The sequence below is a fragment of the Pseudomonas sp. KB_12 genome (assembly GCF_052114545.1).
GTDB lineage: Bacteria > Pseudomonadota > Gammaproteobacteria > Pseudomonadales > Pseudomonadaceae > Aquipseudomonas > Aquipseudomonas brassicacearum.
In genome coordinates, this window is sequence record NZ_JBFREY010000006.1 from 281,826 (window position 1) to 303,192 (window position 21,367).

Consider the following 21,367-nt stretch of genomic DNA (forward strand, 5'->3'; position numbering starts at 1 on the left):
GAACACCTCATCCAAGCACTGCCACCGGCACGACTTGCCCTACCCAACCGTTGACGTCGCGGCGGGCGATCACCAACAGCTCGCCCGTGCCAGGCGCTGCCGCGAGCAGCGAACCGCCGGGCCCCCAGATGGCACTGCGACCAGCCGATTCCCAGCCTCCGGTGGCGCCGCCATGATTGGCCATCAGCACGGTCATGGCATGCTGCCGGGCATAGCCTTGTAGCAAGGTCGTATCGGGCACGTAGCCACCTTCGGTGATCAACACCCCCGCCGCATATAGCGTAGCGCCCTGCCCGGCTGCCGCGGCAGCATGGCTGGCGTGGGAGAAATCGGCACACACCGCCAGCGCGATGCGATCCTGCCCCATCGTCAGCATCAAGCCGCCATGGCCCGGGGCGAAGGCGACTTCTTCCCCCGGATGCAGATGCTGCTTGCTGTACACCCCGAGGGAGCCATCGGCACCAAGGACCAACGCGCCGATCAACACCGGAGCGTCGGCCGACAGTCGAATGGGCATGCCCACCACGGCGGTCACGCCGAGTTCTTGCGCCAAGTCGCGCAGCGGTTGTAATACGGCATCCTCCGGCAGGATGGCCAGATCCGCCGCCAGGCCGCGTTCGTAGCCGGTGAGTGACAACTCAGGAAACACTAGCAACTGCACGCCCTGCTCAGCGGCCGCCTGCATGAAATGCTGATGACGCAGGAGGTTGGCGCGAACGTCCCCCGCGATGGAGATCGACTGGGCGGCGGCGAAGGCTGGAGCGGTCATGGGTCATCCTTGGGAGGCGCTGCAAACCTGAAGTTTGTCATAAAGCCCAGCGGACTCAAGCCGGGGTAAACAATTGCATGCCCTCGATAGAATTTTCTGATTGAACCGGTGCCCCGCCCTCTAGTAAGCTCAGGGCCATTCATCGGAGACAGACCATGTTCAACGCCCTCTCACCGCTTCAAACCGCCAGCGCCCCGCGCTCGGTTGCGGCTGCCCGGGCGAATAGTGTTCAAACTCCGGTCAGCTTTTATTTTGGGTATTGGTTTAGCCACTGGCGCGCCTGATACCCAACCGGCGCCCACTTTAAACGGGTCGCCTTCCAGAGTTTTCCAAACCCCCGGTCGGCCTCCCGACCGGGGGTTTTGTTTTTTCAGGCCCCATACATTTGCAGCACCAGACAACTTGAGGATTGAGCCATGAACTACGCCACTTATTACCGTTACGACAGTTTTTCCGCCTGGCGATTTACCAGCCACCGCTCGGGACAGCCTGCCGCCTCCGATCGGTCACCTACCGGTGGCAAGCCTCAATTGCGGGCCAATCCGGCCAATTGTCGAACACCCCACTAGGACCGGCGCGCGGGAATGAACCCGCTGCCCGTCCAGGAAGCCAGATCATGAATTCGTCCGTCTCCGCTTTGCCGCTGTCCACGCTCAACCCAGCCAACGAAGCCCTGACCCTGCGTCTGCCGAGCTCGTTGCAACTCAAGCACCAATTACCGCTCAGCACCGCGTTGAGCCATCAAGTGAGCACCCATCGCCAAGCCATCCGCGCGATCCTCGACGGTGAGGACTCCCGCCTGCTGGTCATCGTCGGCCCCTGCTCGATCCACGACCCGAAATCCGCCCTCGAATACGCCGCCAACCTGGCTCGCGTGGCCCACGAAGTGAGCGACAGCATGCTGCTGGTCATGCGAGCCTACGTGGAAAAGCCCCGCACGACCGTTGGCTGGAAAGGCCTGGCCTACGACCCTGGCCTGGATGGCAGCGATGACATGGCGGCCGGGCTGACTTTGTCCCGGGAACTGATGCGCGAAATGTTGCAACTGGGCTTGCCCGTCGCCACCGAACTGCTGCAACCCATGGCCGCCAGTTACTTCGACGACCTGCTCAGTTGGGTCGCCATCGGTGCGCGCACCACCGAATCGCAAATCCATCGGGAAATGGCCAGCGGCCTGGGCATGCCCGTGGGGTTCAAGAACGGCACGGACGGCGGGGTCGGCATCGCCTGCGATGCCATGCGCTCTGCCGCCCACCCCCATCGGCATTTCGGCGTGGACAGCCAGGGGCATCCGGCGATCATTCAGACGCCGGGCAACCCCGACACCCACCTGGTGCTGCGCGGCGGCCATCGCGGGCCGAACTACGACCAGCAGAGCGTCACGCAGATACACCACGACCTGACCCGCCTCAAGATACCGGCCCGGATCATGGTGGACTGCAGCCACGCCAACAGCGGCAAAGACCCGTTGCGCCAACCGCAGGTGTTCAATGACGTGCTGGAACAACGGCTGCAAGGAAACCGTTCCCTGGTCGGCATAATGCTCGAAAGCCATCTGTTCGAAGGCTGCCAGCCGCTGGGCCCGTCGATGCGCTACGGCGTCTCGGTCACCGACGGTTGCCTGGGCTGGGAGTCCACCGAGCTGCTGCTGCGCGAAGCCCATCGCAAGCTGCAATTGCCAGCCTGAGGTCCGAATGCGCCCTCTTCTGGGATAAATACTGTGGCTTGTCTGGATCATTGTGGTGAGCACTTGCTCCCGTTGGGCTGCGCTGTAGGAGCTGTCGAGTGAAACGAGGCTGCGATCTTTCCATTGCCAATTGAGTCTGGAGCGAAAGATCAAAAGATCGCAGCCTCGCTTCGCTCGACAGCTCCTACAGAGCCCAGCGGGAGCAGGCTCCCTCGCCACAGATCTATCGCCCCTCCCAAGTGAACAGCATTATCTTCTCTGGGAGCGCCTCGTTCAGCCTGGCGCACTGGAACGAACCTGGACCGTCACCCACTCGGAACGCTGGCTGACGTCATCCAGGCGCTCGACCTGATAGAACACGGCCACCGACCTGTCGCCTTGATCCTGCCAATACACCGCAGGAATCACAAAAGCGAGCGGTTGGCCTGCCGTGGCCTCGGTGACTTCGCGTTCAAGGACATAAGACGAGTTTCCGTTGCACTGCAACCAGACCAGCTCGCCCGCCTCAAGCCCGGGATCATCGATGACAATCGTCACCCCCTCTTGCAAATCGTCGACATCCAGCCACCCGTCGTTCATCTCCCGAATCCTGGGTGCCTTCAACGCAGGACGCAGCAGAGGACCGATGTGCAACGACAAGGGTTCGGCGCGGCGCACCGAATGTCCGCGCCTGACGACATAGGCCAAGGCCAGGTTGTGTCCTACATGGGGAGCGATCAGCGAATGATCGACCCAGAGCGACACCTCACGACCAACCGCATGGGCTTCTATCTCCAGCACATCGCGCCAAAGCGCGTTGGAGTCCTTGCTGGCCGCCAGGATCAACCGATCGCCGACCGCCATCCTGGCGTAGGGCCGAATCGTCACCCACGTTCCATCAGGTACCCGACTCGGATCAAGGCTGCCACCGACCGCATCGTTGGCAATGGCAGGCAGCAGTTGCGGTGATACATCGCCGATGTCCAGTTGCAGGTGTTGCGAAACCAGGATGGCCGGCAACTGTTTGCCCGTCACCTGGTAGGAGAGCTCCAGCGAGCCACCGTCCAACTCGGCGATATGCGGTTCGCGCACGACAAACACGACGTCTCGCCCTACTTGCCGCTCCGTGACGAACCCGGCCACTTCATGTTGGTAAGGCTCTCCCTCGTTGTTGAGCCCATGCCAACGCAGCAGCACCTCATCCCCGCACGCCATCATTGGATAAGGCTTGACGGTAACGACGGCCTTGCGCCAAGCGGGGTCGATCACCCCGTCCCTGGCTGCTGCCAGGACCGGTGGCGGCAGCCTTGTTCCTGAGGTTGAACGGGATCGTTGAAGAGAAGGATAAGTGATCATGTGCAGGCTCCAGTCCTTGGATGAAGGCACCGTTTGCATAACGGCGCTCGATGGACCCATTAAAACCCGCTCGCACCAAACCCACAGCCAGACAAGACGACAACGGCGGTGGTCCCTGGCGTTCAAAGCTGTAGCTGCAAACGACTCGGGTTATAGGAGACCTCCTACACCTTTAGCCAGCGCCGGGCTATTTCCCATTCTTCCCACTTTTTCTATTCCGGTTTCCCCGGTTCAGCGCGGTTTCTTCCTACACCGCCCATTACGGGCCTGGATTAGAGTGAAGTCGCAAATTCATCGTGAACCTCTTCGAAAAAGGTACGAACATGCAACGGAATGCAACCACTCAATTTCCCATCCTGTTGGTCCATGGGTTGTTCGGGTTTGACAGGATCGGCGGTTTCGAACTTTTCCATGGCATCAAACAAGCCCTACGCGCAGGCGGTGCCCGGGTGTTCATCCCGTACCTGTCGGCCACCCATTGCAACGAGGCCAGAGGCGAACAACTACTGGCGCAAATCGATCGGGTCCTGGTCGGCACCGGTGCCGCCCGGGTCAACCTGATCGGCCACAGCCAGGGTGCGCTGTCCGCCCGGTATGCCGCCGCGCTGGCACCCGACAAAGTGGCCTCGGTCACGTCGGTCAGCGGTCCCAACCATGGTTCCGAACTGGCCGACTTCCTGCGCAAGGCCCTTATCCCCGGACGCTTGCCAGGGCATGTGGCAAGAGGCGTCGCCACACTGTTCGCCGATTTCATCTCGCTGCTTGACGGGCAGGCGCAGCTATCGCCCGCCGCCGTCGCGGCGCTGGCGACGTTGACCACTGAGGGCGTGGGCGCCTTCAACGACAAATACCCCCAAGGCCTGCCAAAGAGCTGGGGTGGGAACGGCCCGGACCGGGTCAATGGCGTGCGCTACTACTCATGGAGCGGTACGTTGCGCGAGGCTACGGGGCAAGCATCGGAGCCTTTGCAGGGTTTCTGCCGGGCCTTTTCCGACTACTTCATCACCGAAGCCGAGCAGAACGACGGTCTGGTCGGGCGCTTCAGTTCGCACCTGGGCAAGGTCATTCGCTCCGACTATCCAATGGACCATATGGAGGCCATCAGCCCAGGAGCCGGCACATCACGCAAGGGTACAGACCCCACAGAGCTTTACCTGCGCCACGCCGAGCGCCTGCGCAAAGCCGGCCTTTGATCGCCGGGCCCATGGTTTTGACGCAATTTTGACAACAACCCGTCAATGAATCCGGTAGGCTCAGCACCTTTAAATACAGCGAAAGGAATTTCCCCCATGGCCAAAGCCACTGCCCGCCACATCCTGGTTTCCAGCGAAGACAAGTGCAACGAACTCAAGGCCCAGATCGAAGCTGGCGCCGATTTCGCCGAAGTTGCCAAGGCCAACTCCTCCTGCCCGTCCAGCCGTCAGGGCGGCGACCTGGGTTCGTTCGGCCCGGGCCAGATGGTCAAGGAATTCGACACCGTGGTATTCAGCGCACCGATCAATGTGGTCCAGGGCCCGGTCAAGACTCAGTTCGGCTACCACCTGCTGGAAGTCACCAGCCGCCAGGACTGATCCCGGTACAGATACCCTTCACTCAAGGGTGATGTGATTCATTATGGCGAGGGGATTTATCCCCGCTGTGGGAGCAAGGCTTGCCCGCGATGAACGATAACGCGGCTTAGCTGTTGGACCGTGGCGCGGCCATCGCGGGCAAGCCTTGCTCCCACAGGTCTTGCTCCCACAGATAAATCCCTTCTCCATAAGGGCTGGCGATCCAGGCGCCGCTCGCGTACAAATCGTGTCATCGATCACCCGGCTTTAAGGCTGACAATGCGACTGGCGTTCCCTTCCCTGCTATTGACTGCCGTGGTCCTGCTGACAGGCGCCGTCGGCGTCGATGCAGCACCGCAACATGCCCTGACCGTCTATGGCGAACCGGCCAAATACGCCGAAGGCTTCGGCCACTTCGCCTACACCAATCCCCAGGCCCCCAAAGGCGGGACCCTGCGCCGCTCGGCCGTCGAGATCGGCCACTTCGACCACATCCTGCCCTACATCGACAAAGGCATCGGCGTCAGCCAGATCGACGGGATGCTGTATTCGCCACTGGCCCAGCGCTCGCTGGATGAGCCCTATACCGTCTACGGCCTGGTGGCGCAGAAGATGGAGCGGGCCGACGATGGCCTGTCGCTGCGCTTCTACCTGAACCCGAAGGCGCGCTTCGCCGATGGCAAACCCATTACCGCCCAGGACGTGCGCTACAGCTTCGAGCTGTTGATGACCCAGGGCAGCCTGCGCTATCGCACCCAATTCGCGGCGGTCAAGGACGTCGTGGTCGAGGACGAGCGCACCGTGCGCTTCAACTTCAAGAACAACGAAAGCCGCACCCTGCCCCTGGACATCGCTACCTTGCCGGTCTTTCCCGAACATTGGTGGAAGACCCGCGACTTCGCTAACGGCGGCGGCTACGAGGCCCCGCTGGGCAGTGGCCCCTACCGGGTAAGCAAAGTCGATTCCGGGCGTAGCATTACCTTCGAACGTAATGCCGATTGGTGGGGCAAGGACCTGCCGGTCAGCCGTGGTCTCTACAATTTCGACCATTTCAGCATCGAGTATTTTGGCGACACCGATGTGGCCCGCCAGGTGCTGCGCGGCGGCGCCTATGACTACAATCGCGAGTTCTCCGCCACCGGCTATGCCATCGGCTATGACAGCCCGGCCCTGCACGACGGTCGCCTGCAAAAGGCTCACCTGGCCACCGAGGCTCCCCAGACCGCCCAGGGTTTCGTCTTCAACCTGCAAAAACCGCAGTTCCAGGATCGTCGTGTGCGCCAGGCCCTGGCGATGCTCTGGGATTTCGAATGGAGCAATCGCCAGATGATGCGCAACGTCTATGTGCGTCAGCAGAGTTACTTTTCCAACACTGAACTCGCTGCTCGAGAACTGCCCGATGCCGGCGAACGGGCGATCCTCGAGCCGTTGCGCGGACAGATTCCCGACGAAGTCTTCACCCAAGTCTTCCAGGCCCCGAAAACCGACGGCAGCGGCGTGATCCGCGACAAACAATTGCAAGCCCTGGCGCTGCTCGAACAGGCCGGCTGGAAACCCGACGGCGATCGTTTGGTGAATGCCGAGGGCGAGCCGCTGAGCTTCACCTTCCTGAACAGCCAGAACGGCCTGGATCGTCTGTTGCTGCCCTACAAGCGCACCCTGGCGCAGATTGGCATCGACATGAGCATCCGGCGCATCGACGCGTCCCAATACGTCAATCGCCTGATGAGCCGTGACTACGACATGATCATCACCGGCTACCCGGTCAGCACCTCGCCGGGTCTGGAACTCTACAACTACTTTGGCTCGGCGGCGGCCAACGACCCGGGGGCCAACAACTACATGGCCCTGCAGAACCCGGCGGTGGATGCCCTGATCGACGGCCTGGTCAAGGCCACGACCAAAGCCGACATGCTCCACCACGCCCGTGCACTGGACCGGGTGCTGCAATGGAATTACTACTGGATTCCCAACTATTACCCGCCGGGCAGCTCGACCGTGTGGTGGAACCGCTTCGGCATCCCGAAAGTTCAGGCCAGTAATGACGAAGCCATCGAAAGCTGGTGGGAAGTGAGCACCACACCATTGACCAACGAGCAGATGCGCGCCGAACGCATCAAGCGCGGCACACCCGGAGGGCCGCATTGATGTGGGCTTATATCGCGCGGCGCCTGCTGCTGATCATCCCCACGCTGGTGATTATCCTGCTGGTGAACTTCGTTATCGTGCAGGCCGCACCCGGCGGCCCGGTGGAACAGGCCATCGCCCACCTGCAAGGCATCGGCGGCACCAGTGTCGGCGGTTCAGGCAACACCATGACCAACAGCTCCCGCGCCAGTCGCGGCCTGGATCCGCAACTGATCAAGGACATCGAGAAACAATACGGCTTCGATAAACCGGCTCACGAACGCCTGTGGCTGATGCTCAGCAGCTACGCTCGCCTGGACTTCGGCAAGAGTTTCTTCCGCGGCGCGACGGTCACCGACCTGATCCTGGAAAAGATGCCGGTGACCATTTCCCTCGGGCTCTGGGCGACGCTGATCACGTACCTGGTGTCGATCCCCCTGGGCATCCGCAAGGCGGTGCGTCACGGCTCGGCATTCGATGTGTGGAGCAGCACGGCGATCATCATTGGCTATGCGATGCCGGCGTTCCTCTTCGCGATGTTCCTGATCGTGGTGTTCGCCGGCGGCACCTCGCTGAACTGGTTTCCGGTACGCGGGCTGGTGTCGGATAACTTCGAGTCACTGTCGACGCTGGGCAAGATCGCCGATTACTTCTGGCACCTGGTGCTGCCGGTCACGTCGCTGGTGATCGGCGGCTTCGCCACCCTGACGATCCTGACCAAGAACTCGTTCCTCAATGAAATCACCCGTCAGTACGTGGTCACCGCGCGAGCCAAGGGCATGAGCGAACAGCGGGTGCTCTACGGTCACGTGTTCCGCAATGCGATGCTGCTGGTGGTATCCGGCATTCCCCAGGCGTTCATCAGCGTGTTCTTTGCCGGCTCCTTGCTGATCGAGGTGATCTTCTCCCTCGACGGCCTGGGCCGCATGAGCTACGAGGCCGCAGTGTCTCGCGACTACCCGGTGGTGTTCGGCTCGTTGTTCATCTTTACGCTGTTCGGCCTGCTGATCAAACTCGTCGGCGACCTCTGCTACACCCTGGTGGACCCGCGCATCGACTTCGCCGCGAGGAACGCCTGATGTTCAAGTTTTCCCCCTTGGGCCGTCGGCGCTTCGAACGTTTCAAGAAAAATCGTCGGGGCTGGTGGTCGCTGTGGTTGTTCATCGGCCTGTTCATCCTGAGCCTGGGCGGCGAATTGATCGCCAATGACAAGCCGCTGGTGGTCAGCTACCAGGGTTCGCTGTATTTCCCGGTGTTCAAGCGCCATACCGAACAGGAATTTGGTGGGCAGCTGCCGTTCCAGGCCGACTACCGCAGCAGCTATGTGCAGAACCTGATCCACAAGGACGGCGGCTGGCTGTGGTTCCCACCGATCCCGTTCAGCGACGACACACCCAATTACGACCTCAACCAGCCGGCCCCTAGCCCACCCTCGACCGTGAACTGGCTGGGCACCGATGACCAGTCCCGGGACGTGCTGGCCCGGGTGATCTTCGGTGCGCGAGTGTCGATCCTGTTCGCCCTGGCCCTGACCGCCATCAGCACGCTGATCGGTATCGCCACCGGTGCGTTGCAGGGGTATTACGGTGGCTGGGTGGATCTGCTCGGGCAACGCTTGCTGGAAGTCTGGTCCGGGCTGCCGGTGCTCTACTTGCTGATCATCTTGTCCGGCTTCGTGGAGCCGAACTTCTGGTGGCTGCTGGGGATCATGGCGCTGTTTTCCTGGCTGGCCCTGGTGGACGTGGTCCGCGCCGAGTTCCTGCGCGGGCGCAACCTGGAATACGTGAAAGCCGCCCGGGCCCTGGGCTTGTCGGACCGCAAGGTGATCGTGCGGCATATCCTGCCCAACGCGATGAACGCCACCCTGAGCTATCTGCCCTTCATCCTCACCGGGGCGATCTCCACCCTCACCGCCCTGGATTTCCTCGGCTTCGGCATGCCGGCCGGCAGCGCGTCGCTGGGGGAACTGATCGCCCAGGGCAAGCAAAACCTGCAAGCGCCGTGGCTGGGGCTGACGGCGTTTTTCACCCTGGCGCTGATTCTTTCTCTACTGGTGTTTATCGGCGAGGCGTTGCGAGACGCGTTCGACCCACGATCATGAAACGGCCATGAAGCAGAACCTTGAGATGAGCGACAACCTGATCGAAATCCGCGACCTGAGCGTGGCCTTCAACGACCAGACGGTGGTGCGCAACCTGTGCCTGGACATCCGCCCCGGCGAGTGCCTGGCCCTGGTCGGCGAGTCCGGCTCCGGCAAGTCGGTGACGGCCCACTCGATCCTGCAATTGCTGCCCGAGACAGAGGCCCGCACCACCGGCAGCATTCGCTATCGCGGCCAGGAACTGCTGGGCGCCGAGGCCAAGACCCTGCGGGAGTTGCGCGGCAACCGGATTGCGATGATCTTCCAGGAGCCGATGACCTCGCTGAACCCGCTGCACAGCGTCGAGAAGCAGATCGGTGAAACCCTGATGCTGCACCGGGGCCTGGGCGGCAAAGCGGCGCGCCAGCGCATCCTGGAACTGCTGGCCCTGGTGGGTATCCAGAAACCTGCCGAACGACTCAAGGCCTATCCCCACCAACTGTCCGGCGGCCAGCGACAACGGGTGATGATCGCCATGGCCCTGGCCTGCGAGCCGGAGCTGTTGATCGCCGACGAACCGACCACCGCGCTGGACGTGACCGTGCAGCGCAAGATCCTGCTGCTGCTCAAGTCGTTGCAGCAACGGCTCGGCATGTCCTTGCTGCTGATCAGCCACGACCTCAACCTGGTGCGCAGCATCGCCCAACGGGTGTGCGTGATGAAGGCGGGAGAAATCGTCGAACAGGCGCCTTGCGAAACCCTGTTCAGCGCACCGAAACATCCCTACAGCTGCGAACTGCTGCACGCCGAACCGGAAGGCGAAGCCCTGCCCCGGGACGAGCGCGAAAACGTGTTGCAGGTACAGGACCTGCGCGTGAGCTTTCCCTTGGGCGGCGGGCTGTTCCGGCGCAAGGAATACTTGCGCGCCGTGGACGGTATCAGCCTGAGCATCCAGCGCGGCAAGACCCTGGGTATCGTCGGCGAGTCCGGTTCCGGCAAGTCCACGCTCGGCCAGGCGATCCTGCGGCTGATCGACTCCGAAGGCAGCATCCACTTCCAGGGCCAGGCCCTCGATCAGCTGTCGCAAAAGGCGCTGCGGCCATGGCGCAAGCAGATGCAGGTGGTGTTCCAGGACCCGTTCGGCAGCCTCAGCCCGCGCATGTCGGTGCAGCAGATCATCAGCGAGGGCCTGGAGGTCCACCAGCCTTCCAGCCCCGAACAGTGTGAAGCCCGAGTGATCCAGGCCCTCAAGGAGGTCGGCCTCGACCCTTCGACCCGTCATCGCTACCCCCACGAGTTCTCCGGCGGCCAGCGCCAGCGCATCGCCATTGCCCGGGCCTTGGTGCTCAAGCCAGCGTTGATTCTGCTGGACGAACCCACCTCGGCACTGGACCGCACCGTGCAGAAACAAGTCGTCGCCCTGCTCCGTCAGCTCCAGGAGAAGTACGACTTGACCTACCTGTTCATCAGCCACGACCTGGCGGTGGTCCGTGCCTTGGCCCACGACATGATCGTGATCAAGGACGGCAAAGTGGTCGAACAAGGCGCCAGTCATGACGTGTTCGACTCGCCCCAGCATCCTTATACGAAGGAGCTGTTGGCGGCGGCGCATCCGGGGTGGGCATAATGCGGCGCATGGCATAGCTTCGTGTCGCACCCATCGCGAGCAAGCTCGCTCCCACAGTGGTCTGCGTCGCACTGAAGATCAACTGTGGGAGCGAGCTTGCTCGCGATGAGGACCTGACAAGCAACACACAATCCGGACCCGACCATGAACCCCACCGAAAGCCTCAAGGATTACAAGCGCGTCCGCACGCTGGCGATCCGTTCGTTGTTCGAAATCATCGAGCAGTCCAGCGAAGGCACGGTGATTGTCGATCGTGACGCGAATATCGTCTGGATGAACGAACGCTACGCCCGCCGCTTCGGCCTGAACTCGGCGCAGGAGGCGATTGGCCGGGCGTGCGAAAGCGTGATTCCCGGCAGCCTGTTGCGCGAGGTTGTGCGCACCGGGCGCCCGATCCTGCTGGACATGCAGGACACGCCCAAGGAACCCCTGGTGGTGATGCGCCTGCCGATCCACGACAGCGCGGGTGCGGTGATCGGCGCCATCGGCTTTGCCTTGTTCGATGAGTTGCGCAGCCTGTCCCCGATGCTCAAGCGCTACCTGAGCATGCAGGAAGAACTGGCCTCCACCCGCTCGCTGCTGCGGGCGCGGCAGACCAAGTACAACTTTGCCCATTTCATTGGCACCAGCAACGCCGGCCTTGAGGTCAAGCGCCGTGCCCGGCGCAGCGCCAGCGCCGATTCGCCGGTGCTGCTGCTCGGCGAAACCGGCACCGGCAAGGAACTGCTGGCCCAGGCCATCCACAGTGCTTCGCCGCGCGCCCACAAGGCGTTCGTCAGCATCAACAGCGCAGCGATTCCTGAATCGCTACTGGAAGCCGAATTCTTCGGCACCGCGCCAGGGGCGTTTACCGGGGCCGACCGCAAGGGCCGCGCCGGCAAACTGCAGATCGCCCAGGGCGGTACGCTGTTCCTCGACGAGATCGGTGACATGCCGCTGCCGCTGCAAAGCAAACTGCTGCGCGTGCTCCAGGAAAAGGAATACGAACCGGTGGGCTCCAACGAGGTGCTGCAAAGCGACGTGCGCATAATCGCCGCCACCTCCATGGACCTGGAAGCGGCGATCAAGCGCGGAGAGTTCCGCGCCGACCTGTATTACCGCCTCAACGTGCTGCCGATCCAGGTCCCGCCGTTGCGCGAACGCCTGGAGGACTTGCCGGCCCTGAGCGAAGCGATCCTTGAAGAACTGCGCAGCCAGCATGAACTGAACCACGCCGCCCTCGACCTGCTGCGGCAACATGCCTGGCCGGGCAACATCCGCGAACTGCGCAACGTGCTGGAACGGGCCGCGCTGCTCAGTGATGACCTGGTGCTCACGGCGCCAGACATCCGCGCTGCCATCGGCACGTTCATACCGGTAACCCACACGGCAAGCCCGAGCCTGGAACCGTTGCCGCAAGAAACTTTCAGCCAGGCCCGGGCGCGCTTCGACCGACAGTTGATCGAAACCACCCTTGCGCAATGCGGGGGCAAAGTGGTTGAAGCGGCCGAGCGGTTGGGGTTGGGACGGTCGACGTTGTACAAGAAGATGGTGGCGTTGGGGATTGCCGAGTCTCAATAGAGAGACTCAATTCTCAAAATATAGACTTGTGCTTTTGGAGCGCTTTGCGCTCATCGCGAGCAAGCTCGCTCCCACAAAGTATTGGGGTTCTTCTGAAGTACGCGGTCAACTGTGGGAGCGAGCTTGCTCGCGATGAGGCCTGCACACCCAAAAAAATCTCAAAACAGAGACAAACAGTCCCTCCTCATCCTAAAACAGCAAATAAAGTCTTTATATTTCAGCCAGTTACACACCTGGCACAAAACTCGCTAAAGCCCCCTCCACAGCTTCACCACAACAATAACAATCCAGGAGACACACCATGAGTGTGATCATTGCCTTGGCAGCCCTCACGCTGCTGATGGTCGCCGCCTACCGTGGCTACAGCGTTATCCTCTTTGCCCCCATCGCCGCTCTCGGCGCCGTCCTGCTCACCGACCCGTCCGCCGTAGCTCCCGCCTTCACCGGGGTGTTCATGGAAAAAATGGTCGGCTTCATCAAACTGTATTTCCCGGTGTTCCTGCTCGGCGCAGTGTTCGGCAAGTTGATCGAGCTGTCGGGCTTCTCCCGCTCCATCGTCGCCGCGGCGATTCGCTTGCTGGGGACGCGCCAGGCCATGCTGGTGATCGTGCTGGTCTGTGCCTTGCTGACCTATGGCGGCGTGTCGCTGTTCGTTGTAGTGTTCGCGGTGTACCCGTTCGCCGCCGAGATGTTCCGCCAGAGTAATATCCCCAAGCGCCTGATCCCGGCCACCATCGCCCTCGGCGCGTTCTCGTTCACCATGGACGCCCTGCCCGGCACGCCGCAGATCCAGAACATCATCCCCAGCACGTTCTTCAACACCACGGCCTGGGCCGCACCGTGGCTGGGTGTGATCGGCACGATCTTCGTGTTCAGCCTCGGCATGCTGTTCCTGCAACGCCAGCGCAACAAGGCCCAGCGCGTGGGCGAAGGCTATGGCACCGAGTTGCGCAACGAGCCGGAAACCGCTGAAGACATCAAGCTGCCGAACCCCTGGATCGCCGTTTCGCCACTGCTGGCGGTAGGGCTCATGAACCTGTTGTTCACCCAGTGGATTCCCCAGTGGTATGGCAAGACCCACAGCCTCGCGCTGCCGGGCATGGCGACGCCAGTGACCAGCGACATCGCCAAGCTCACCGCGATCTGGGCGGTGCAAGCGGCGTTGCTGGTGGGCATCATCATGGTCCTGCTGTTCGGTTTCCGGGCCATTCGCAGCAAGCTGGCCGAAGGCAGCAAGAGCGCCGTGGGCGGCGCGTTGCTGGCGGCGATGAACACTGCGTCGGAATATGGCTTCGGCGCGGTCATCGCATCCTTGCCGGGTTTCCTGGTGCTGGCCGACTGGCTCAAGAGCATTCCCAACCCACTGGTCAACGAAGCAGTGACCGTCACGCTGCTGGCGGGCATCACCGGCTCCGCCTCGGGAGGCATGAGCATCGCTTTGGCAGCGATGTCCGAAACCTTTATCAACGCTGCCCACGCCGCCAACATTCCCCTGGAGGTATTGCACCGGGTGGCGGCCATGGCCAGCGGCGGCATGGACACCCTGCCGCACAACGGCGCGGTGATTACCCTGCTGGCGGTGACCGGGCTGACCCACCGCGAAGCCTATAAAGACATTTTCTGCATTACGCTGATCAAGACCCTCGCGGTCTTCGTGGTGATCGGTGTGTTCTACGCCACTGGCATTGTGTGAGGTTCCCATGACAACCACTCTTTCGGGCAAGACCGCCCTGGTCACCGGCTCTACCAGCGGCATCGGCCTGGGCATCGCCCTGAGCCTGGCCAAGGCCGGGGCCAACCTGATCCTCAACGGCTTTGGCGATGCCTCGGCGGTGATCGCCGAGGTGAAACAGTTCGGTGGCAAGGTCGGTCATCATCCGGCCGATGTCAGCGACCCGGCGCAGATCGCCGACATGCTCGCCTACGCCGAGCGCGAGTTCGGCGGCGTGGACATCCTGGTGAACAACGCCGGAATCCAGCACGTGGCCGCCGTGGAGGATTTCCCGGTGGAGCGTTGGGACTCGATCATTGCCATCAACCTGTCCTCGGTGTTCCACGCCACCCGCCTGAGCCTGCCGGGCATGCGTGCCAAGGGCTGGGGGCGGATTATCAACGTCGCCTCGGTGCACGGCCAGGTCGGCTCGGTGGGCAAGGCGGCGTATGTCGCGGCCAAGCATGGGGTGATCGGCTTGACCAAGGTGGTCGGCCTGGAAACCGCCACCAGCAACGTGACCTGCAACGCCATTTGCCCGGGCTGGGTGCTGACGCCACTGGTGCAAAAACAGATCGACGATCGCATTGCCGCCGGCGTCGATCCGCAACAGGCACAGCACGATCTATTGGCCGAGAAACAGCCGTCCCTGGAATTCGTCACCCCGCCGCAACTGGGGGAACTGGTGCTGTTCCTGTGCAGCGAAGCCGGCAGCCAGGTGCGCGGCGCGGCGTGGAATATCGATGGTGGGTGGTTGGCTCAATAAATCCCTTGCGATCCCTTGTGGCGAGGGGATTTATCCCCGACTTGTGGGAGCAAGGCTTGCCCGCGATGGCCGCTCCGCGGTTTAACAGCAAAACCGCGTTTTCGTTCATCGCGGGCAAGCCTTGCTCCCACAGATAAATCCCCTCGCCACAAGATTGGGTCGCTCTATAGTTTGCGTGTACACAAAAAAACAAGAGGCACCCCATGTCCGACATCCTCTGGCAACCCAGCCCCGAACGCATCGCCCAGTCGCGCATGAACGCCTTTCGCCAGTTCGTCAACGCGCGACATCACCTGCAACTGCACGACTACCCGGCCCTGCACGCCTGGAGCATCGACCAGCGCGAAGCCTTCTGGCAGGCCATTGTCGATTTCTTCGAGATTCGCTTTCACCAAGCGCCCGACGCGGTGTTGGTGGAAGGTTCGCAAATGCCCAGCGCCCAGTGGTTCCCTGGCGCCACACTGAACTTCGCCGAGCACCTGCTGCGCCGCCGCGATGACGCCGTCGCGGTGGTGGCGCTCGACGAAAACGGCGGCCAGGAACAACTGGCCTGGGCCGAACTCGCCACCCATGTCGCTGGCCTGCAAACAAGCCTGAAGGCCGCCGGCGTCACCCAGGGTGATCGAGTCGCCGCTTGCCTGCCCAACACCTGGCAAACCCTGGTCGGCATGCTCGCCACCACCAGCCTGGGCGCGATCTGGTCGTGCTCGTCACCGGACTTCGGTACCCAAGGCGTCATCGACCGGTTCGGCCAGATCGAACCCAAGGTGCTGATCACCTGCGCCGGTTATCGCTACGCTGGCAAGGTCATCGACCAGCAGGCCAAGGTCAATGAAATCCTCGAACGGCTACCGTCGCTGCAGCAACTGATCGTGTTGCCTTATGCGCAGCCGGACGTGCGCGTCGAGGCATTCAAGACCTCGGCCGCTGTCGCGCTGTGGAACGACTTTTATCAACGCGGTGGCGAACCGGAATTCGTCAGCGTGCCCTTCGACCACCCGCTGTACATCCTGTACTCCAGCGGCACCACCGGCGTACCGAAGTGCATCGTCCATGGCACCGGTGGCGTGCTGCTGCAACACGTCAAGGAACATGGCCTGCACGTGGACCTCGGGCCCGAGGATCGGCTGTTCTACTACACGACCTGCGGTTGGATGATGTGGAACTGGCTGGTGTCGGCCCTCGCCGTGGGCAGCACGGTGGTGCTCTACGATGGTTCGCCGTTCCACCCCGGCCCCGAGCGCTTGCTGGACCTGATCGACCAGCAGCGCATCAGCGTATTCGGCACCAGCCCCAAGTTCCTCGCTGCCCTGGAAAGCGAGGGCCTCAAGCCCCGCCAGACGCACCGTTTGGACAGTCTGAAAACCCTGCTCTCCACCGGTTCGGCGCTGGCCCCCCATAGCTACGATTACGTGTACCGCGACCTCAAGGCCGATGTCTGCCTGGCCTCGATGTCTGGTGGCACCGACATTGTGTCCTGCTTCGTCAACGGCAACCCGCTGTCGCCGGTGCGCCGGGGCGAGATGCAGGGCAAGAGCCTGGGCATGGCCGTGCAGGTCTGGAACGAGGCCGGCAACCCGGTCATTGGTGAAAAAGGTGAGTTGGTGTGCACCCGGCATTTCCCGGCGATGCCCATTGGTTTGTGGAACGACCCTCGGCAGGAAAAGCTTCGCGCCTCCTACTTCGCCCAGTTTCCCGGCGTGTGGGCCCAAGGCGACTACGCCGAGGAACTGCCCCACGGCGGTTTCCTGATCCATGGCCGCTCCGATGCCGTGCTCAACCCTGGCGGCGTGCGCATCGGCACCGCGGAAATCTATCGGCAGGTGGAAAAAGTCGAGCAAGTGCTGGACTGCGTCGCCATCGGCCAGCAATGGCAGGGCGATGTCCGGGTGGTGCTGTTCGTGCGCCTGCGCGATGGCGTGACACTGGATGAAGCCTTGGCGCAACGGATCCGCCAGGTTATCCGGGCCAACACCACACCGCGTCATGTACCGGCGAAGATCCTCGCGGTCAGTGATATTCCGCGAACCATCAGCGGCAAGGTGGTGGAGCTGGCGGTGCGCAATGTGGTGCATGGCGAGGTGGTGAAGAACACCGATGCCTTGGCCAACCCTGGGGCTTTGGAGCAGTTCCGGGATCGGCCGGAGCTTGCTACTTGAACTGAGCAGGCCTCAGACCTGTGGGGAGCAAAAACACTTGTGGGAGCAAAGCTTGCTCGCGATACAAGCAACGCGGTTTTCCAGACCTACCGCGTCATCGTTCATCGCGAGCAAGCTTTGCTCCCACAGGTTTTGCTCTCACAGGCTTTGCTCCCACAATGGCTACTCCAATAGGTGTTCAGTCCATAAGCCCCCACTTACCCGCCGCCGGATCGGCCGGTGGCACCGCCCCCGACTCGCTATGCAACTTCAACCGCAACCGCAGGTTGTTCGCCGAGTCGGCATTCTTCAGCGCTTCTTCCTCATCGATGGCACCTTCGACCACCAGGTTGAACAACGCGTGATCAAAGGTTTGCATCCCCAGTTCCTCTGACTTCTCCATGATGCCCTTGAGCTCGCCGAGCTCGTTGCGCCGGATCAGGTCGGCCACCGTCGGCGAGCCCAGCATGACCTCCACCGCCGCTCGTCGCTGGCCGGTGCGGGTACGCACCAGGCGCTGGGAGACGAACGCCTTGAGGTTGTTGCCCAGGTCAATGAGCAACTGCGGCCGGCGTTCTTCCGGAAAGAAATTGATCACCCGGTCCAGGGCCTGGTTGGCGTTATGGGCATGCAAGGTGGAAATCACCAGGTGCCCGGTGTCGGCAAACGCCAAGGCATGCTCCATGGTTTCCCGGTCGCGGATTTCGCCGATCAGCACCACGTCCGGCGCCTGGCGCAGGGTGTTTTTCAGGGCTGCATGGAAACTGCGGGTGTCGACACCGACTTCCCGTTGATTGATGATGGATTTCTTGTGCCGATGGATATACTCCACCGGGTCCTCGATGGTGATGATGTGGCCGCTGCTGTTGCGATTGCGGTAATCGATCAGCGCCGCCAGGGAGGTCGACTTGCCCGAGCCTGTCGCACCGACGAACAGCATCAGCCCCTGTTTCTGCATGATGGTGTCTAAAAGCACTCGAGGCAGTTTCAGGTCTTCGAAGCGCGGGATGTCCAGCTTGACGTTGCGAATCACCATGGACACGTCATTGCGCTGCTTGAAGATATTGACCCGGAACCGCCCGACACCGGCCAGGGAGATCGCCAGGTTCATTTCCAACTCCCGATCGAACTCAAGGCGCTGTTCGGCGTCCATCAGAGACTCGGCGAGCCTGGCAATGTCGCCGACCTTGAACGCCTCGTTACCCAAGGGCTTGATCACCCCCTCGAAGCGCGCGCACGGTGGCGCACCCGTGGACATGTAAAGGTCGGAACCATTCTGGCTCGCCAGGATTCGCAACAACGGATCGATTTCCATGGACTGAAACTTCCGCGAGACATCAATGAAACAAGCTGAGCCGAACATGAACCCCTTCAGACCCACCCGCATGTACCCTCTTCTGAGGATAGTCGACGCCGTGGCACAGACACGACAGCCAGGGGTCGCCTGATGAACGCGACACCCGCCGGCAGCGATACACAGCGCCTGATCAGCCAGATGGACTGGGCCCTGACCCCGCTGGGCGCTGCCCAGAACTGGCCCCAGAGCCTGCGCACCGCCGTGGACATCATGCTCCATTCGCCCATGGCGATGGCCTTGCTGTGGGGACCGCAGCTGTCCCATCTCTACAACGACGCCTTCGGCCGACTGGCCGGTGACAAGCACCCCCGGGCATTCGGCCGACCGACCCATACAGCATGGCCCGAACTCAAGAGTACGACCGAAGGGATTTATCACCGTGTGTTGCAAGGCCAGACACACTCCTGCCGCGACCAGCAATGGCGCGTGCCCTTCGCCGGCCGTCTCTGTGATGTCTGGCTGGACCTGACCTACAGCCCGGTGCGTGACGAAAGCGGCAGCGTCGCCGGCATCCTGGTCACCGCCATCGAGACCAGCGAACGACGCCGCCTGGCCATGGAGTTCGAACGCCGCTCCGAGGCCAGCCTCAAGGCCCAACATGAAAGCGAAGAGCGCCTGCAACTGGCCCTGGCCGCCGCCGACGCGCTGGGCACCTGGGACTGGGACATCAGCGAAGACCGCTTTATTGCCGATGCGCACTTCGCCCTGTTGCATGGCGTCGACCCCAGCCTGTCCCGCCAGTTGCCCATCAGTGCCTACCTCGAAGGCGTGCACCCCGAGGACCGGGCGATGGTTGCCCGCAGCATCAAGCACTGCATCACCCACGGCACCGAATACGCCGAGGAGTACCGACTGCTGCAGCCCGACGATGAGTTGCGCTGGGTATACGTGCGCGGCCGTTGCTACAAGGATCGCCACGGCCGGCCCAAGCGTTTTCTTGGCGCGGCGCTGGACCTGACCGAACGCAAGCGCACCGAGCAAGCCCTGCGCCAGAGCCAGACCGAGCTGCAGCTGATCATCAATGCGATGCCGATCCTCATCAGCTACGTGGACCGCGAAGAGCGTTTCCGGCTGAACAATAGCGCTTACCTGGACTGGTACGGCCTGACCCCGCAGGAACTCTACGGCAAGACCATCCGCGAAGTGCTCGGTGAAGAGGCCTATGCCGCCCGCGCCCAACAGATCGCCGATGCCCTGGCCGGCAAGCCGTGCAGCTTCACCGTGCAGATGGACCATCGCGACGGGCGCCCGCGCCATTCGCTGATCAACTACCTGCCTCGCCATGGGGCGGACGGTGCGGTGAACGGTTTCTACATCTTCGTGATCGACGAAACCGAGAGCCGGAAAACCGAGGAGGCCCTGCGCAACCTCAACGAAACACTGGAAGAACGCGTCATCGCCCGTACCCAGCAACTGGCCGAAGCCAATCACCGGCTGCAAAGCGAGATGTTCGAACGCGAGCGCGCGGAGGAAGCCCTGCGCCATGCGCAGAAAATGGAAGCCGTGGGCCAGCTCACGGGCGGCATTGCCCATGACTTCAACAATATGCTCACCGGCATCCTCGGCAGCCTCGACCTGATGCAACGCTACATCGCCGCTGGCCGCACTGACGAGATCGGGCGCTTCACCGAAGCGGCGGTGTCCTCGGCCAACCGCGCCGCGGCCCTGACCCATCGGCTGCTGGCTTTTTCCCGACGCCAGTCCCTGGACCGCAAACCGCTGGACGCCAACGAGCTGGTGCACTCGCTCGAAGACCTGTTGAGCCGCACCACTGGCGATCACATCGTGCTGCGGCTGCAACTGGCCAGCGAGCTGTGGCCGGTCAACACCGACGCCAGCCAGTTGGAAAACGCCCTGCTCAACCTGGTGATCAACGCCCGCGATGCCATGCCCGAGGGCGGCGAACTGATCGTCGAAACCGCCAATGTCTATCTCGACGCTACGGACATCAACACCCTGGAGCCGGTCAAGGCCGGGGATTACGTGATGATCGCCGTCAGCGACAACGGCAGCGGCATGACCCCCGCCGTGCTGGCCAAGGCTTTCGATCCGTTCTTCACCACCAAGCCCATCGGCCAGGGCACCGGCCTGGGCTTGTCGATGATCTACGGCTTTGCCCAGCAGTCGGGTGGGCACCTCAACCTCGACAGTGTGCCGGGCCAAGGCACGCGGGTGCAGTTGTACCTGCCGCGCTTGCACGTTTCGCCGACCCAACCACCCGAGACGCCCGAGACGGTCGTCGTACCGCCGGCCATCGCCGGGGAGACCGTGTTGCTGGTGGAGGATGAACCCGCCGTGCGCATGCTGGTGCTCGACCTGTTGCAGGCCTTGGGCTACACCGCTCTCGAAGCCCGGGACGCCGTGACCGCGCTTCCCGTGCTGGAATCGGACCAGCGCATCGACCTGCTGGTGACCGATGTCGGGCTACCGGGCATGAATGGCCGGCAACTGGCGGAAATCGCCCGCCAGCACCGCCCGGGGTTGAAAGTGCTGTTCATGACCGGCTACGCGCAGAAAGCCGCCGAACGCCAGGGATTCCTCGACCAGGGCATGGACATGGTCGCCAAGCCCTTCACCCTCGATCTGCTGGCCCACAAGATTCGGACGATGATCAACCATGGCAACTGACTTGAGGCATAATCGCCGCCCCGTCGCACCGT

General features: G+C 62.4%; 15 protein-coding genes. 12 read left to right on the plus strand and 3 right to left on the minus strand.

Annotated elements, in window-relative coordinates:
- Window positions 1-7: 7 nt before the first annotated feature.
- The gene (locus AB4Z20_RS05930) at window positions 8-769 is read right to left on the minus strand and encodes a carbon-nitrogen hydrolase family protein (RefSeq protein ID WP_442089516.1); all 762 of its coding nucleotides are present in this window, start codon (window positions 767-769) and stop codon (window positions 8-10) included.
- 616 nt (window positions 770-1,385) lie between these two features.
- On the opposite strand from AB4Z20_RS05930, the gene AB4Z20_RS05935 reads away from it, so the two are divergent.
- Window positions 1,386-2,456, plus strand: a complete 1,071-nt coding sequence (locus AB4Z20_RS05935; protein WP_442089517.1) for a 3-deoxy-7-phosphoheptulonate synthase — start codon at window positions 1,386-1,388, stop codon at window positions 2,454-2,456.
- 273 nt (window positions 2,457-2,729) lie between these two features.
- On the opposite strand, the gene AB4Z20_RS05940 is transcribed toward AB4Z20_RS05935, so the two are convergent.
- Window positions 2,730-3,704, minus strand: coding sequence for a hypothetical protein (locus AB4Z20_RS05940; protein ID WP_442089518.1), 975 nt, complete (start codon window positions 3,702-3,704; stop codon window positions 2,730-2,732).
- A gap of 410 nt (window positions 3,705-4,114) precedes the next feature.
- Between AB4Z20_RS05940 and AB4Z20_RS05945 the strand changes: the two genes are divergently transcribed.
- From AB4Z20_RS05945 to AB4Z20_RS05990, 10 genes are all read left to right on the plus strand, one after another.
- Complete coding sequence (locus tag AB4Z20_RS05945; protein WP_442089519.1) at window positions 4,115-4,984, plus strand: esterase/lipase family protein; 870 nt, start codon at window positions 4,115-4,117, stop codon at window positions 4,982-4,984.
- 96 nt (window positions 4,985-5,080) lie between these two features.
- Complete coding sequence (locus AB4Z20_RS05950; RefSeq protein WP_016774509.1) at window positions 5,081-5,362, plus strand: peptidylprolyl isomerase; 282 nt, start codon at window positions 5,081-5,083, stop codon at window positions 5,360-5,362.
- A gap of 258 nt (window positions 5,363-5,620) precedes the next feature.
- On the plus strand, window positions 5,621-7,489 hold the full coding sequence (locus AB4Z20_RS05955; protein ID WP_253473468.1) for an extracellular solute-binding protein: 1,869 nt from the start codon (window positions 5,621-5,623) through the stop codon (window positions 7,487-7,489).
- Window positions 7,489-8,547 (plus strand): microcin C ABC transporter permease YejB, encoded by a 1,059-nt coding sequence (locus AB4Z20_RS05960; protein ID WP_253473465.1) that lies wholly within the window; start codon window positions 7,489-7,491, stop codon window positions 8,545-8,547. The genes AB4Z20_RS05955 and AB4Z20_RS05960 overlap by 1 nt, the downstream gene beginning before the upstream one ends.
- Entirely contained in the window at window positions 8,547-9,569 is a 1,023-nt protein-coding gene (locus AB4Z20_RS05965; RefSeq protein WP_442089520.1) for an ABC transporter permease, read from the plus strand. The genes AB4Z20_RS05960 and AB4Z20_RS05965 overlap by 1 nt, the downstream gene beginning before the upstream one ends.
- 25 nt (window positions 9,570-9,594) lie before the next feature.
- A complete protein-coding gene (locus AB4Z20_RS05970; protein ID WP_442089579.1) occupies window positions 9,595-11,175 on the plus strand; it encodes an ABC transporter ATP-binding protein in 1,581 nt (526 codons plus the stop codon).
- 144 nt (window positions 11,176-11,319) lie between these two features.
- Window positions 11,320-12,735: a sigma-54 interaction domain-containing protein gene (locus tag AB4Z20_RS05975; protein ID WP_253473459.1), complete on the plus strand. Its 1,416-nt coding sequence runs from the start codon at window positions 11,320-11,322 to the stop codon at window positions 12,733-12,735.
- A gap of 301 nt (window positions 12,736-13,036) precedes the next feature.
- On the plus strand, window positions 13,037-14,428 hold the full coding sequence (locus tag AB4Z20_RS05980) for a GntP family permease (RefSeq protein ID WP_253473456.1): 1,392 nt from the start codon (window positions 13,037-13,039) through the stop codon (window positions 14,426-14,428).
- 7 nt (window positions 14,429-14,435) lie between these two features.
- Window positions 14,436-15,212, plus strand: a complete 777-nt coding sequence (gene hbdH, locus AB4Z20_RS05985; RefSeq protein WP_063321984.1) for a 3-hydroxybutyrate dehydrogenase — start codon at window positions 14,436-14,438, stop codon at window positions 15,210-15,212.
- Between the two features lie 203 nt (window positions 15,213-15,415).
- Entirely contained in the window at window positions 15,416-17,371 is a 1,956-nt protein-coding gene (locus AB4Z20_RS05990; protein ID WP_442089521.1) for an acetoacetate--CoA ligase, read from the plus strand.
- A 178-nt stretch (window positions 17,372-17,549) separates the two neighbouring features.
- On the opposite strand, the gene AB4Z20_RS05995 is transcribed toward AB4Z20_RS05990, so the two are convergent.
- A complete protein-coding gene (locus AB4Z20_RS05995; protein ID WP_442089522.1) occupies window positions 17,550-18,665 on the minus strand; it encodes a PilT/PilU family type 4a pilus ATPase in 1,116 nt (371 codons plus the stop codon).
- A 132-nt stretch (window positions 18,666-18,797) separates the two neighbouring features.
- Here AB4Z20_RS05995 and AB4Z20_RS06000 point away from each other — a divergent pair, with 132 nt between their 5' ends.
- On the plus strand, window positions 18,798-21,335 hold the full coding sequence (locus AB4Z20_RS06000) for a hybrid sensor histidine kinase/response regulator (protein ID WP_253473447.1): 2,538 nt from the start codon (window positions 18,798-18,800) through the stop codon (window positions 21,333-21,335).
- The last annotated feature ends 32 nt before the right edge of the window (window positions 21,336-21,367 follow it).